Raw genomic sequence first — 14406 nt, 5'->3', positions numbered from 1 at the left:
GACTGTGGGCACAATTGGCTTTGGCGTGTCAGAGCGCTCAACGGATGGGGAGGCAGGAACGACGGTGGCGGAACGGAGCACGGCTGCCGTCGACGTGGCAGACAACAGCGGCGACGAGCCGCTGACCGCACAAGCGGACCAGTCCACGGCCGACGGGGAGGCCCAGAACCGGGAGCGGGACACGGAGAGCTCGGCGAGCGAAGAGGCACAGGGACACGGCGATACCGGCAACCCTTCGCAGACGACACCGCCCGAACTGCACAGCGGCCACAAACTCGCCAGGCGATACCGCCTGGAGGAGTGCGTCACCCGTCTGGACGGTTTCAGCAGTTGGCGTGCCGTGGACGAGAAACTGCGTCGCGCGGTAGGCGTGCACGTACTGCCCGCCGACCACACGCGCGCCCGCTCGGTGCTGGCGGCGGCCCGGTCCTCGGCGTTGCTGGGAGACCCCCGCTTCGTCCAGGTCCTCGACGCCGTCGAGGAGAACGACCTCGTCTACGTGGTGCACGAATGGCTGCCCGACGCCACGGAGTTGACGGCGCTGCTGGCTTCCGGGCCGCTGGAGCCGCACGACGCGTACCAGATGGTCACGCAGGTCTCGCACGCCATGGCCGCCGCACACCGCGAGGGCCTCGCACACCTGCGGCTCAACCCGAGCGCCGTGCTGCGTTCCGCCTCCGGGCAGTGGCGCATCCGCGGTCTCGCGGTGAACGCCGCGCTGCGCGGCATCAGCTCGGACACCCCGCAGCGGACGGACACGGAGGCGATCGGCGCGCTGCTGTACGCCGCCCTCACCCAGCGCTGGCCGTACGAGAACGACGCGCACGGCCTCTCCGGGCTCCCCAAGGGCGTCGGGCTCATCGCGCCCGACCAGGTCCGTGCGGGCGTCCACAGGGGGCTGTCGGAGCTTTCCATGCGCGCCCTCGTCAACGACGGCGCCACCGCCTCCCGTCACGAGACTCCGTGCACGACGCCGGAGGAACTGGTGAAGGCGGTCGGGGAGATGCCGCGCATCCGCCCGCCGGAGCCCGCGTTCACCGCGCCGCCCGACTACCAGCACACGACGTACCAGCAGGGGAGCTACGGCCGGCCGGCCCCGCACCCGGGTCTCACCCAGCCGATCCAGACCCCGCCGCCGCCGTTGCAGAGCCGAACCGGCAAGGCTCTGAAGTGGGCCGTCTCGGCGCTGCTGATCGCCGCGCTCGGACTCGGCAGCTGGCAGCTGGCCGACGCCCTCATGAACAGGAGCGGCCAGTCCGGCGAACCGGACACCAGCCAGACGACCGACGGCAACGACAAGGGCACCGACAAGGCCAAGCCCGTCACCACGCTCAGCATCAAGGGCGCCGCGGAGTACTACCCGGACGGCAAGCCGCAGCACGCAAACGACGCGAGGCTGACGTACGACAACAGCTCGTCGACGTACTGGCGGACGTACTCCTACAACGACGGCCCCACGCTGGCGCCGTTCAAGCAGGGCGTCGGCATCGTCTACGACCTGGGCTCGGTCAAGGAGGTGTCAGCCGCCTCGATAGGGCTGTACTACACCGGCGACCACACGACGGCCACGCTGTACGCGGCCGACTCCCTGTCGTCGTCCGCCCCCCTCAGCTCCATGACGAAGATCGCCACGAACAGGACCAGTGGCACGGACCTGAAGATCTCCGCCAAGAAGGCGGTGAAGACCCGGTACGTTCTCGTCTGGCTCACGGATGTGCCCTACGCGAACCGTGACCAGTTCAGCGGGTCCGGTTACAAGCAGGCGATCACCGACGTGAAGTTCACGGGCTGAGAGCTCACTGAGGGAGGGGGTCCGATGGCGCACAGCGCTGATCACAGCGACGTAAGCGATCAGGATCTCCTGGCCCGGCACGTGGAGGGCGACCCCGACGCCTTCGGTGAGCTCGTGCGACGGCACCGGGACCGGTTGTGGGCGGTGGCCCTGCGGACGCTGGGCGACCGTGAGGAGGCCGCCGACGCCGTCCAGGACGCGCTGGTGTCCGCCTATCGGGCCGCCCACACCTATCGTGGCCAGGCGGCCGTCACGACCTGGCTGCACCGCATCACGGTGAACGCCTGCCTGGACCGGGCCCGCAAGGCCGCCTCGCGCAAGACGTCGCCCGTCGACGACACCGAGCGCCTGGAGCAGCTCCTGGAGCCGCACGAGTCCGCTTCCGCCCCGGCCGAGCGCAATGATCTGCACCGCCAGCTGCTGGAAGCTCTGGGCACCCTGCCGCAGGATCAGCGGGCGGCGCTCGTGCTGGTGGACATGCAGGGCTACCCGGTCGCTGAGGCCGCGCGCATCCTCGACGTGCCCACCGGCACGGTGAAGAGCCGTTGCGCCCGAGGCAGAGCCAGACTCCTGCCGCTGCTGACCCATCTGCGTGCGGATGGTGAGAGCGGCGGCAAAAAGTCGGGGCGCGGAAGGAACCGGACGCAGGGGACATCCGTCCCACCCGCAGCAGGACCACATGATGCAGGGCCAAGCGATTCAGCTGCTGTGAAGGGCGGAGGTGGGCGAGCGTGACATCCACGACCGACACGGCCGGACATCCCGATGTCGCGGAGATCTCCGACCTCAGCGAAGGTCTGCTCCCCGCGTCACGGACGACTCACCTACGGCAGCATCTGGACGAGTGCTCCCTCTGCGCCGATGTCTATGACTCGCTGGAAGAGATCCGTGGTCTCCTCGGCACCCTGCCGGGTCCTCCCCGTATGCCTGACGACGTGGCGGGGCGGATCGACGCGGCCCTGGCCGCCGAGGCTCTTCTGAACGCCGGGGCCCAGGGGGAGGAGACAGCCACGGAGCCTGCTTCCATCGAGGTCCCCCGCACGACACGGGAGGAGGACACCGCGCATGTTTCACGTGAAACATCGTCGGCGGTGGATCGGCCTGCCGGTCGTCCACGCGCGTCCACCGGCCCCGGACGCACCGGCAAGAGGCGCTCCAAGCGTCGTACGACCGTCATCGGCGCTGTCTTCGCGATCGCGGCCCTGGGCTTCGGGGCAGTCCTCGTCCAGTCGGGCGGTGAGAACGAGGGTCCCGGGCCGGAGACTGCGACAGCGGCCTCCACGACCTTCTCCGGCGTGAAGCTGGAGAAGCGGGTCCAGGCGCTCCTGGGTGAGAACAGCAACGGGACCAAGCGCTCGCCCAGCAAGGAGTCCTTCGGAACCGCGACGGCGCCCGACAGGAGCAGGAACACCGTCCTCAAGGCCGAGGTCCCCGGCTGTATCGCCCAAGGCATCGGTGACGTCACCGGTGTGATCGCCACCGAGCCCGGTACCTACCGGGGAGACGACGCCTATCTGGTGCTGCTGCCCGACCGTACCGACGACTCACGCGTCACCGCCTATGTCGTCGACGCCTCCTGTGTCGACAAGGCCACGGAATCCGCCGGTGACGTTCTCTTGAAGCAGTCCTACCCTCGCTCCTGAGGACTGCCTCGGGCGTTGTGTCTCTTCAGGCTCCCTGTGCGGTGCGCTGTCTCCGTGTGCCCGGACACAGTGGGAATGCGCGCCCCTTAGGATCCGTTGGGTGGGGTGAGAGTTCCGAGAGCAGCTCCCACCGGCAGGTACGCAGCAGTCTCCAGAGACGAGGAATCAAGCCGTGAGCGACGTCCGTAACGTGATCATCATCGGCTCCGGGCCCGCCGGCTACACGGCGGCGCTCTACACCGCGCGCGCGTCGCTGAAGCCGCTGGTGTTCGAGGGCGCCGTCACCGCAGGCGGCGCGCTGATGAACACCACCGAGGTGGAGAACTTCCCCGGCTTCCGGGACGGCATCATGGGTCCCGACCTCATGGACAACATGCGTGGCCAGGCCGAACGATTCGGTGCCGAGCTCATTCCGGACGACATCGTGGCCGTGGACCTCAGCGGCGAGATCAAGACCGTCACGGACACGGGCGGCACCGTGCACCGCGCCAAGGCCGTCATCGTCACCACGGGCTCCCAGCACCGCAAGCTCGGGCTGCCCAACGAGGACGCGCTCTCCGGCCGCGGTGTCTCCTGGTGTGCCACCTGTGACGGGTTCTTCTTCAAGGACCAGGACATCGCCGTGATCGGCGGCGGGGACACGGCGATGGAAGAGGCCACCTTCCTCTCCCGGTTCGCCAAGTCCGTGACCGTCGTGCACCGCCGGGACACGCTCCGCGCCTCCAAGGCGATGCAGGATCGCGCGATCGCCGACCCGAAGATCTCCTTCGTGTGGGACAGCGAGGTCGCCGAGATCCAGGGCGGCCAGAAGCTCGCCGGGCTGAAGCTGCGCAACCTCAAGACGGGCGAGACGTCCGAGCTGCCGGTGACGGGCCTGTTCATCGCGATCGGCCACGACCCGCGCACGGAACTCTTCAAGGGTCAGCTCGATCTGGACGACGAGGGCTATCTCAAGGTGGCCTCCCCGTCCACCCGGACGAACCTGACCGGCGTCTTCGGCGCTGGTGACGTCGTCGACCACACGTACCGCCAGGCGATCACCGCGGCCGGCACCGGCTGTGCCGCGGCCCTCGACGCCGAGCGGTACCTCGCGGCCCTCGCAGACGGCGACCAGGCCGCCGAGCCCGAGAAGACCACCGTCTGACCCCCGTCCGCCCCACCGCACCAACCAGTTAGGAGCCCTCAGTGGCCGGCACTCTGAAGAACGTGACCGACGACTCCTTCGAGCAGGATGTCCTCAAGAGCGACAAGCCCGTCCTGGTGGACTTCTGGGCCGCCTGGTGCGGCCCGTGCCGCCAGATCGCGCCCTCCCTCGAAGCGATCGCCCAGGAGTACGGCGACAAGATCGAGATCGTCAAGCTCAACATCGACGAGAACCCGGCCACGGCTGCCAAGTACGGCGTCATGTCCATCCCGACGCTGAACGTCTACCAGGCCGGCGAGGTCGCCAAGACGATCGTCGGTGCCAAGCCCAAGGCAGCGATCGTGCGCGATCTCGAGGACTTCATCGCCGAGTGATGTTTCACGTGAAACATGAAGAGGCCGACCCGAGCGGGTCGGCCTCTTCGTTTTACAGCGGTCGCAACGCCGGCTCCTTCTGCACGGCACCCAGAAGCCGGTCCAGGGCCAGCTCGACGTCCTCCTTCCAGGAGAGCGTCGTCCTCAGCTCCAGCCGCAGGCGCGGATAAGTGGGGTGCGGGCGAACCGTCTTGAAGCCGACCGCCGTCAGGTGATCAGCGGGGAGGACACACGCGGGCTCCTTCCAACGGGCGTCTCCGAAGGCCTCGATCGCCTTGAAGCCCCGCCGCAGGAGATCCTTGGCGACCGTCTGCACCATCACACGGCCGAGCCCCTGGCCCTGATAGCCCTGTGTGATGGAGGCGGTCATCAACTGAACCGCGTCCGGTGACACCGGACTTGTGGGGAACGCCAGCGCTCGGGGCACATAGGCCGGAGGCGCGTACAGCACGAACCCCACCGGTACCTCGTCCACGTAGACGACCCGGCCGCACGATCCCCAGTCCAGCAGGACGGCGGAGATCCACGCCTCTTTCTCCAGAGCGGGAGTGCCTGCTCTTACCGCGGCCTCGCCGCTGACTGGGTCGAGTTCCCAGAAGACACACGAGCGACAGCGCTTGGGAATGTCCTGAAGGTTGTCCAGCGTGAGCGGTACGAGCCGACGCCCCATGAAGGCTGTTCCTCGCTTCCTTCGCCCGCAGCGCCGCGAGCGGCTGTCAGAGCGCTCCGCTCCCGGAGCAGACTGCCGATGAATCCGCCGACCGCCCCCAGTCCCAGACCTGCCGTCACCAGCCCGGAACGGCTCACGGTTCGCATGGCTCCGCCTCTCCACAGAAGACCCGCCAGTCGATGCGCCCTACCCGAACGCATCGTATCCACGATGTGATTGCCTCGATACCGCCTCAAAGCAAAGAGCGGGCTGTGTCCGGTATACATCGGACGCAGCCCGCTCAGGCGGTCGACGGGCCGAAGGCGGGCCCATCCCTCAGGAGACTCAGGCCTCCGTCTCCTCCGTGTCGTCGTCCAGCAGGCTCTTCTGCAGTGCCAGCTTCTCGCCCGGGGCGAGCGTGCTCAGAATCCGCTCAAGGTCCTCCGTGGAGGCGAACTCCACAGTGATCTTGCCCTTCTTCTGGCCAAGGTCGATCTTCACCCGGGTCTCGAAACGATCCGAGAGGCGGGTCGCGAGTTCACCCAGCGCCGGAGAGGGCACCGAGCCGGCACGAGGGCCCTTGGACCGCGTGGATGCCTTCGGATGCGATCCCATGAGGGTGACGATCTCTTCCACGGCTCGGACCGAGAGTCCCTCGGCCACGATCCGGTGAGCCAGCTTGTCCTGCTCCTCCGAGTCCTCGACAGAGAGCAGTGCCCGGGCGTGCCCCGCGGAGAGAACACCGGCGGCCACGCGACGCTGGACCGCCGGCGAGAGCTTCAGCAGACGCAGCGTGTTGGAGACCTGCGGGCGGGACCGCCCGATACGGTCCGCCAGCTGATCGTGCGTGCAGTTGAAGTCCTTCAGCAACTGGTCGTAGGCGAACGCTTCTTCCAGCGGGTTCAGCTGGGCACGGTGGAGGTTCTCCAGAAGCGCGTCCAGAAGCAGCTTCTCGTCGTCCGTCGCCCGCACGATCGCCGGAATCGCTTCCAGCTGTGCCTCATGGCAGGCACGCCAGCGCCGTTCGCCCATGATCAGCTCGTAGCGGGCCGGACCCACCTGACGAACCACGATGGGCTGGAGAAGACCGACCTCCTTGATGGAGGTGACGAGCTCCTGAAGAAGGTCCTCGTCGAACACCTCGCGTGGCTGACGCGGGTTCGGGGTGATGGAGTCGAGAGGCAGCTCGGCGAAGTAGGCGCCGACGGGAGCGGCCGGCAGCTCCGTCGCACCGTTCGAAGACGCTTCCTCTGTTTCACGTGAAACAGGCGGGAGGGTGGCCACCTTCGAGGCCCCCACCCCACGCTCCGGGGTGAAGACAGATGGCACCGCCGATGGCGCGGGTGCGGACGCTCCCGCCGCGGGAGAATCCTTCTCTCCTGTCGCCGCCGCTGGGATCAGTGCGGCGAGACCACGGCCCAACCCCCTCCGTCGATCACTCACTGGACGCCCTCCACCACACTCGGATTGTTCTGAGCACCGATATGGACCTGCGTCGGGTCGTACCCCACGCCCACGCCCTTCAGTGCGATTTCTCGTGCCGCCTCAAGATAGGAGAGGGCACCGCTCGATCCTGGATCGTAGGTCAGCACCGTCTGCCCGTAGCTCGGCGCCTCGGAGATACGGACCGAGCGGGGAATGCTCGTCCGCAGCACCTCCTCGCCGAAGTGGGTGCGCACCTCGTCGGCGACCTGGGACGCCAGTCGCGTCCGGCCGTCGTACATGGTGAGCAGGATGGTCGACACATGAAGAATGGGGTTGAGGTGCCCCCGTACCAGGTCGACGTTGCGGAGCAGCTGGCCCAGGCCCTCCAGCGCGTAGTACTCGCACTGGATCGGGATGAGTACCTCCTGGCCGGCGACCATCGCGTTCACCGTCAGCAGGCCGAGCGAGGGCGGGCAGTCGATGAGGATGTAGTCCAAGGGCTGCTCGTACGCCTGAATCGCTCGTTGCAGCCGACTCTCTCGTGCCACGAGGGACACCAGCTCGATCTCCGCACCGGCGAGATCGATCGTGGCGGGAGCGCAGAAGAGACCCTCTACGTCGGCAACGGGCTGGACGACTTCCGCCAGGGGCTTGCTGTCGATCAGCACGTCGTAGATGGAGGGCACCTCGGCGTGATGGTCGATCCCCAGCGCGGTGGACGCGTTGCCCTGTGGGTCGAGGTCGATCACCAGGACACGGGCGCCGTGCAGAGCCAGCGAAGCGGCGAGGTTGACCGTCGTCGTGGTCTTGCCCACCCCGCCCTTCTGGTTGGCGACGACCATGACCCTGGTCTGCTCGGGCCGGGGCAGACCTTCGCCGGCCCGGCCCAGAGCCTCTACCGCCAGCTGGGCAGCACGACCGATGGGAGTGTCGTCCATCGGGGGCGGTGTTTCACGTGAAACATCGTCCCCCATCGACTCGGTACGGGGACCGGGGACCGGATCGGTCATCGGTCCCGCGATGTTGGCGTCGGACCGCAAGGATTCACTCTCCTCGACTTCAGGCTCGCAATGAACAGAGCCTCCCATGCCTTCGGGGTCGTGAACCAGTGAGGCCTGGTCTTCTGTGGAGAATTCCACCTCTGTGGAAAACTCCGTTACCTCTCCGAGTGACCCGAGAGGCTTCCGGTCGCGCGGTTCGGCCGCGGCGCGGCCACGGCTGATGATGCCGTGCAGCAATGAGCGACGTTTCACGTGAAACACGATGCCCAGCGACACAGGCCACGCTGACGCGACACTCCGGAACGCGGGGGTTTGGCAGCTTGTGTGGAGTAGGGGCGCGTCGCCAGGACGGATCAGCGACGGCCCGGGGCCAGCATCTAGCGGCGTCGGCGGGCGCGACCCGTCCGGGCCGCCTTGGCCCTCTTCGCGGCAAAGCGCACGCCACCCGGGCTCTCCCCGACCTCGACCCGGACGACCGTGGACAGGGGATCGACCACGCCCTCGCCGACGTGAAGGACCGAGGTCTCCACCGCGCCGAGCTTGCTGAGAGCCGAGGCCGCGCTCTTCAGCTCCTCCTCAGCGGTGTCTCCCTTGAGGGCGAGCATCTCTCCATAGGGGCGCAGCAGAGGAATGCCCCAGGCGGCCAGTCGGTCCAGCGGGGCCACTGCCCGGGCCGTCACCACGTGGACGGGCTGCAGGGTCCCGAGGACCTCCTCGGCCCGGCCGCGGACGACGGTCACATGGTCGAGGCCCAGGAGCTCGACGACCTCGGTCAGGAAGTTCGTGCGCCTCAGCAGCGGCTCCAGCAGCGTGATCTTCAGGTCCTGCCGGACGAGGGCCAGCGGAATACCGGGAAGACCGGCGCCGGACCCGACATCGCACACCGTGACGCCCTCGGGGACGACCTCGGAGAGCACCGCGCAGTTCAGCAGATGCCTCTCCCACAGGCGGGGCACCTCACGCGGGCCGATGAGCCCTCGCTGCACGCCCGCCTCGGCCAGCAGCTCGGCGTACCGGACCGCGTCCGCGTAGCGATCACCGAATACGTCGCGTGCCTGCTCGGGCGCAGGGGGGAGCTCCGCTGACTCCGTCACGGGGACCGTCCTTCCGTACAGCAAGAGCGCACTGGGCGCTGACATCAGAACAACAGGCTGACAAAGTTCGGCCCCGCCTGCGGGCAGACGGGGCCGGAGAAACTACGTACCGAATCAGGCGGGCAGCACGACGACGAAGCGCTGCGGCTCCTCGCCCTCGGACTCGCTGCGCAGGCCGGCCGACTTGACCGCGTCGTGCACGACCTTGCGCTCGAACGGCGTCATCGGCTTCAGCTTCACGGGCTCGCCGCTGCTCTTGGCCTCGGCGGCCGCCTTGGCGCCCAGCTCGGAGAGCTCGGCGCGCTTCTGGGCGCGGTAACCCGCGATGTCCAGCATCAGGCGGCTGCGGTCACCGGTCTCGCGGTGCACGGCCAGGCGCGTCAGCTCCTGGAGCGCCTCGAGCACCTCACCCTCGCGGCCGACGAGCTTGTTCAGGTCGCGGCCACCGGAGTCGCTGATGATCGAGACAGAGGCACGGTCGGCCTCGACGTCCATGTCGATGTCGCCGTCGAGGTCTGCGATGTCCAGCAGACCTTCCAGGTAGTCCGCCGCGATCTCACCCTCCTGCTCCAGGCGGGTCAGGGTGTCGCCACCCTCGGAGGCGGTGGAGGTGGTGCCTTCCGTCACGGGAGGAACTCCTTCTTACTTCTTGGACGGGGACTTGGGGCGCTGCTGACCCTTGCGCTGACCGGACTGGGCCTTGCTGCGCCCACCGGTGCCGGGCTTGGCCGCGGCCTTGCCGGCCGCAGCCGTCGGCTTGGCGTCCTCCGGCTGGTCGGACTTGCTCAGCGACGTGGGCTCGTTCTTCGGCTCGTCGTCGTCGACGCTCCTCGCGCCGCCGGACTGACGCTGTGCCTTGCTCTGGCGCTTGGGCTGCTGGCGCTTGGGCGTACCGGGGGTCGGCGTGCCGTCCTCGGCCGTGGCGACGGCGACCTCGCTCTTGATCACCGTGCCGTCGCTCTGGGCCGCGAGGCCCTCCTTGCCCAGGCCGGTGATGAACTTCCGCTCGTGCTCGTTGCGGTCGCGGCCCTTGACGACAATGGCCTTGACGATGGCGCGCTCGCGGCGGTTGCGGGTCTTGCCGTGCCGCGTGACGTGCTTGAAGAGACGCTCCAGGTAGGCGGCCTGCGCCTTGGAACCCGGGGTCGGGTTGTTGTGGATGACGTACATCTGCTGGCCCATGGTCCACACGTTGGTGGTCAGCCAGTAGACGAGGACACCGACCGGGAAGTTGATGCCGAAGACCGCGAACATGACGGGGAAGACGTACATCAGCATCTTCTGCTGCTGCATGAACGGCGTCTTCACCGTGGTGTCGACGTTCTTCGTCATCAGCTGACGCTGCGTGTAGAACTGCGACGCGGACATCAGGACGATCATGACCGCGGTGACGATACGGACCGTGGTCAGCGAGGCGTCGAGCGCGACGACGTCGGCGGTGCTGTCGGTGAACTTCGCCGCGAGCGGGGCTCCGAAGATGTGCGCCTTCTGCGCGCTCTCCAGCAGGCTCTGGTTGATGACACCGATGGTGTCGTTGTTCGCGATGCTGTTGAGCACGTGGTACAGGGCGAAGAAGAACGGGGACTGCGCCAGGATGGGAAGGCACGAGGAGAGCGGGTTGGTACCCGTCTCCTTGTACAGCTTCATCATCTCTTCGGACTGGCGCTGCTTGTCGTTCTTGTAGCGCTCCTGGATCTTCTTCATCTCGGGCTGCAGCGTCTGCATCGCCCGGGTCGCCTTGATCTGCTTCACGAAGAGCGGGATCAGGCAGATACGGATGAGGATCACCAGGGACACGATGGACAGGCCCCAGGCCCATCCGGTGTCCGGGCCGAAGACGGCGCCGTACACCTTGTGGAACTGGACGATGACCCAGGAGACAGGTGTCGTGATGAAGCTGAAGAGGCTGGCAATCGTGTCCACTAATCATGCTCCTTGGGCATGGGACGGGCTCTCGGCGGCCGGGCTCGAAGGAACGTGCCCTTCGGTGGCCGGTTCGGCGGCGGAGGACCCGCCCTTGCGTGCACGCCACGTGCCACGCACCATCTCGTGCCACCGTGGGCGCTTGCGCGGCGGGACATGGTCCACACCGCCGAGCGACCACGGATTGCACCGCAGGATGCGCCAGGCGGTGAGTGCCGTTCCCTTGATCGCACCGTGCCGGTCGATGGCCGTGTAGCCGTAGTGGGAGCACGACGGGTAGTACTTGCACACCGGCCCGAGCAGCGGACTGATCGTCCACTGGTACAGCTTGATCAGCGCCAGCAGCGGGTACTTCATCGTGCGCCCCCTCCCAGCAGCCGCCCCAGGGCGGCATCCAGGTCTTGGGCCAGTTGTACGTGGTCGGCGTCACCCGCTCCGGGCAGCGCTCGTACTACTACCAGGCTACCGGGGGGCAACAGGGCGACTCGATCGCGCATCAGATGGCGAAGCCTGCGCTTCACCTTGTTACGGACGACCGAGCCACCGACGGCTTTGCTCACGACGAAACCCGCACGCGTCGGGGGAGCGCTCTCCCCAGGCGCGTGCGGGTCCGTGGCACCGCTACGTAGGTGAACGACGAGGAGTGGGCGGCCTGCGCGGCGTCCTCGTCGTACCGCGGTCGCGAAGTCCTCGCGCCGCCTCAGCCGATGCTCGGTAGGCAGCACGACGTCATGACCTGATCAGGATCAGGCGGACAGGCTGGCGCGACCCTTGCTGCGACGGTTCGCGAGAATCGCGCGACCGGCACGGGTACGCATCCGCAGGCGGAAGCCGTGGGTCTTCGCGCGACGACGGTTGTTCGGCTGGAAGGTGCGCTTGCTCACTCGGGGGCTCCAGAAAGAAATCGGTGTTTGGCGGGTGCCGTCCTGGCTGTCACCGTGCGCCCACGAGTAGCTCGTATAAACGCCCGAGTGCACCGCTGTCCGATCACCTGACGCGATCTGTGCCCATCGGAGGCAGGCGGCAGCAGCCATCGACAACTCGACCTGGTTACGGTACGCGCGGCTACGCCATCCGGTCAAACCGGAGGTCACAGAGAGACACTGTCCACAGCCTGGGGACAACAACTTGAACCGTACCCGTCGCCGTGACTACCGTGACTGAACTCCGATTCGTTCCTTTTCCTTTGGCTGCCGGGGCCCGACCCGCCCACCAGCCCGCGTTCCGAGTGCCCCACCCGAGTTCCGAAACCGACCTGTCCCAGAACCACACGTTCGTGGGACCTGTGAGAGAGCGTGCCCTGTGGCTGACGTACCTGCCGATCTTGCCGCAGTGTGGCCACGCGTACTGGAGAAGCTCCTCGGTGAGGGCCACGGTCAAGGCGTCGAGGTGAAGGACGAGCGCTGGATCAAGCGCTGCCAGCCTCTGGCACTGGTCGCGGACACGGCTCTGCTCGCCGTTCCGAACGAGTTCGCCAAGGGCGTACTGGAGGGTCGTCTCGCGCCGATCGTCAGCGAGACCCTGAGCCGGGAGTGCGGCCGCCCGATCCGTATCGCGATCACCGTGGACAGCTCCGTCGGCGAGCCGCCGCCCCCGCCGGTCCAGCACCGTTTCGAGGAGCCGGAGCTGCCCTCCGTCCCGGCCCAGAGCCGGGACGGCTACGACGGCAGAGCCCCGTACGACGGGCAGGGACGCGACGCGCGCGGTGGGTACGAGAACCAGAACGCCTACGAGAACAACAACACGTACGAGCCCCAGAACGGATACGACGGCCAGGCCCGCGACCCCTACGACGGATACGGCCGTCACCGGGCCGAGGACCGCGGCCCGGGACGCGGCGAGCAGCTGGGCGGCGGGGCCGGTGAGCAGTTGCCGCCGCCTCGCTCGGAACACCCCGCCGGCCGCTCGGACCAGCTTCCGACCGCGCGCCCCGCGTATCCGTCCGAGTACCAGCGGCCCGAACCGGGCGCCTGGCCGCGGCCCTCGCAGGACGACTACGGCTGGCAGCAGCAGCGGCTCGGTTTCCCGGAGCGGGATCCCTACGCCTCGCCGTCGTCGGACTACCGCTCGCAGTCGAGGGACCGGTCGCCCTACGACCAGCAGCGTTCCGAGTACGACCAGCACCGCGGCGACTACGACCGGCCGGGTGCCGACTCCGACTATCCGCGCCAGGACCGGCGCGAGCTTCCCGAGCCGCCGCCGGGCTCCGGACACGTGCACCGGGGCGGGCCGGCGAGCAGCGCGCCCGGCCCGCTGGCGGCGCAGCCGGCGCCGGCGTCCGGCCCGGGTGAGCCGACGGCACGCCTGAACCCGAAGTACCTCTTCGACACCTTCGTCATCGGCGCCTCGAACCGTTTCGCGCACGCGGCCGCGGTGGCCGTCGCCGAGGCTCCCGCCAAGGCGTACAACCCCCTCTTCATCTACGGGGAGTCCGGACTCGGCAAGACGCACCTGCTGCACGCGATCGGGCACTACGCGCGCAGCCTCTATCCGGGCACGCGCGTGCGGTACGTCAGCTCGGAGGAGTTCACCAACGAGTTCATCAACTCCATCCGCGACGGCAAGGGCGACAGCTTCCGCAAGCGGTACCGGGAGATGGACATCCTGCTCGTGGACGACATCCAGTTCCTGGCGGACAAGGAGTCGACGCAGGAGGAGTTCTTCCACACCTTCAACACGCTCCACAACGCGAACAAGCAGATCGTGCTCTCCAGCGACCGGCCGCCGAAGCAGCTGGTGACGCTGGAGGACCGGCTGCGGAACCGTTTCGAGTGGGGCCTGATCACCGACGTCCAGCCGCCCGAGCTGGAGACGCGGATCGCGATCCTGCGCAAGAAGGCGGTGCAGGAGCAGCTCAACGCCCCGCCGGAGGTCCTGGAGTTCATCGCCTCCCGCATCTCGCGCAACATCCGCGAGCTGGAGGGCGCGCTGATCCGGGTGACGGCGTTCGCGTCGCTCAACCGGCAGCCGGTGGACCTCGGTCTGACCGAGATCGTCCTCAAGGACCTGATCCCCGGCGGCGAGAACGCGTCCCCCGAGATCACGGCCACCGCGATCATGGGTGCGACGGCCGACTACTTCGGCCTCACGGTCGAGGACCTCTGCGGCACCTCGCGCGGTCGCGCCCTGGTGACCGCCCGGCAGATCGCCATGTACCTGTGCCGGGAGCTGACCGACCTGTCGCTGCCCAAGATCGGCGCGCAGTTCGGCAACCGTGACCACACCACCGTCATGCACGCCGACCGCAAGATCCGCGCGCTCATGGCCGAGCGGCGCTCCATCTACAACCAGGTGACGGAGCTGACGAACCGCATCAAGAACGGCTGACGAAGGGCCGTCGTACGCCGCCGAAGGCGCCCCG

Annotated in this window: 15 protein-coding genes; 6 read left to right on the top strand and 9 right to left on the bottom strand. The window is 68.0% G+C overall.

The genetic code is table 11. From position 1 onward, the window contains the following. Window positions 1–64: 64 nt before the first annotated feature. The 5 genes from PYR72_RS24815 (at window position 65) to trxA (ending at window position 4953) form a co-directional block, all read left to right on the top strand. Window positions 65–1792 (top strand): protein kinase family protein, encoded by a 1728-nt coding sequence (locus PYR72_RS24815; RefSeq protein ID WP_275457367.1) that lies wholly within the window; start codon window positions 65–67, stop codon window positions 1790–1792. 24 nt (window positions 1793–1816) lie between these two features. Next, window positions 1817–2527 carry an RNA polymerase sigma factor SigM gene (gene sigM, locus PYR72_RS24810; protein ID WP_275457366.1) on the top strand — a complete coding sequence of 237 codons (711 nt, stop codon included), beginning with the start codon at window positions 1817–1819 and terminating at the stop codon, window positions 2525–2527. Next, window positions 2524–3435: a hypothetical protein gene (locus PYR72_RS24805; protein ID WP_275457365.1), complete on the top strand. Its 912-nt coding sequence runs from the start codon at window positions 2524–2526 to the stop codon at window positions 3433–3435. The genes sigM and PYR72_RS24805 overlap by 4 nt, the downstream gene beginning before the upstream one ends. A 172-nt stretch (window positions 3436–3607) precedes the next feature. Continuing rightward, a complete protein-coding gene (trxB, locus tag PYR72_RS24800; protein ID WP_275457364.1) occupies window positions 3608–4579 on the top strand; it encodes a thioredoxin-disulfide reductase in 972 nt (323 codons plus the stop codon). Window positions 4580–4620: 41 nt separating this feature from the next. Beyond that, window positions 4621–4953, top strand: a complete 333-nt coding sequence (trxA, locus tag PYR72_RS24795) for a thioredoxin (protein ID WP_275457363.1) — start codon at window positions 4621–4623, stop codon at window positions 4951–4953. Between the two features lie 52 nt (window positions 4954–5005). On the opposite strand, the gene PYR72_RS24790 is transcribed toward trxA, so the two are convergent. The 9 genes from PYR72_RS24790 to rpmH form a co-directional block, all read right to left on the bottom strand. Next, window positions 5006–5623 (bottom strand): GNAT family N-acetyltransferase, encoded by a 618-nt coding sequence (locus PYR72_RS24790; protein ID WP_275457362.1) that lies wholly within the window; start codon window positions 5621–5623, stop codon window positions 5006–5008. A 324-nt stretch (window positions 5624–5947) separates the two neighbouring features. Continuing rightward, window positions 5948–7045, bottom strand: coding sequence for a ParB/RepB/Spo0J family partition protein (locus PYR72_RS24785; protein WP_275457361.1), 1098 nt, complete (start codon window positions 7043–7045; stop codon window positions 5948–5950). Beyond that, entirely contained in the window at window positions 7042–8115 is a 1074-nt protein-coding gene (locus PYR72_RS24780) for a ParA family protein (RefSeq protein WP_275460506.1), read from the bottom strand. The genes PYR72_RS24785 and PYR72_RS24780 overlap by 4 nt, the downstream gene beginning before the upstream one ends. Before the next feature lie 290 nt (window positions 8116–8405). Next, window positions 8406–9122, bottom strand: a complete 717-nt coding sequence (gene rsmG / locus PYR72_RS24775) for a 16S rRNA (guanine(527)-N(7))-methyltransferase RsmG (protein ID WP_059079577.1) — start codon at window positions 9120–9122, stop codon at window positions 8406–8408. Window positions 9123–9236: 114 nt separating this feature from the next. After that, window positions 9237–9749 carry a R3H domain-containing nucleic acid-binding protein gene (locus tag PYR72_RS24770; RefSeq protein ID WP_275457360.1) on the bottom strand — a complete coding sequence of 171 codons (513 nt, stop codon included), beginning with the start codon at window positions 9747–9749 and terminating at the stop codon, window positions 9237–9239. A gap of 15 nt (window positions 9750–9764) precedes the next feature. Continuing rightward, window positions 9765–11045, bottom strand: coding sequence for a membrane protein insertase YidC (gene yidC / locus PYR72_RS24765; protein WP_275457359.1), 1281 nt, complete (start codon window positions 11043–11045; stop codon window positions 9765–9767). Window positions 11046–11048: 3 nt separating this feature from the next. Continuing rightward, entirely contained in the window at window positions 11049–11402 is a 354-nt protein-coding gene (gene yidD, locus PYR72_RS24760) for a membrane protein insertion efficiency factor YidD (protein WP_005482973.1), read from the bottom strand. Next, window positions 11399–11770, bottom strand: coding sequence for a ribonuclease P protein component (gene rnpA / locus PYR72_RS24755; RefSeq protein WP_078531538.1), 372 nt, complete (start codon window positions 11768–11770; stop codon window positions 11399–11401). The genes yidD and rnpA overlap by 4 nt, the downstream gene beginning before the upstream one ends. A gap of 21 nt (window positions 11771–11791) precedes the next feature. Further along, on the bottom strand, window positions 11792–11929 hold the full coding sequence (gene rpmH / locus PYR72_RS24750) for a 50S ribosomal protein L34 (protein WP_005482975.1): 138 nt from the start codon (window positions 11927–11929) through the stop codon (window positions 11792–11794). A gap of 418 nt (window positions 11930–12347) precedes the next feature. Between rpmH and dnaA the strand changes: the two genes are divergently transcribed. Further along, window positions 12348–14372 (top strand): chromosomal replication initiator protein DnaA, encoded by a 2025-nt coding sequence (gene dnaA, locus PYR72_RS24745; protein WP_275457358.1) that lies wholly within the window; start codon window positions 12348–12350, stop codon window positions 14370–14372. Window positions 14373–14406: the final 34 nt, after the last annotated feature.

Origin of the sequence: Streptomyces sp. VNUA24 (assembly GCF_029167005.1) — a bacterium.
Lineage (GTDB): Bacteria > Actinomycetota > Actinomycetes > Streptomycetales > Streptomycetaceae > Streptomyces > Streptomyces scabiei.
The sequence above is the reverse complement of the archived record's forward strand: the minus strand, read 5'-3'. Positions and strand labels throughout refer to the sequence as shown.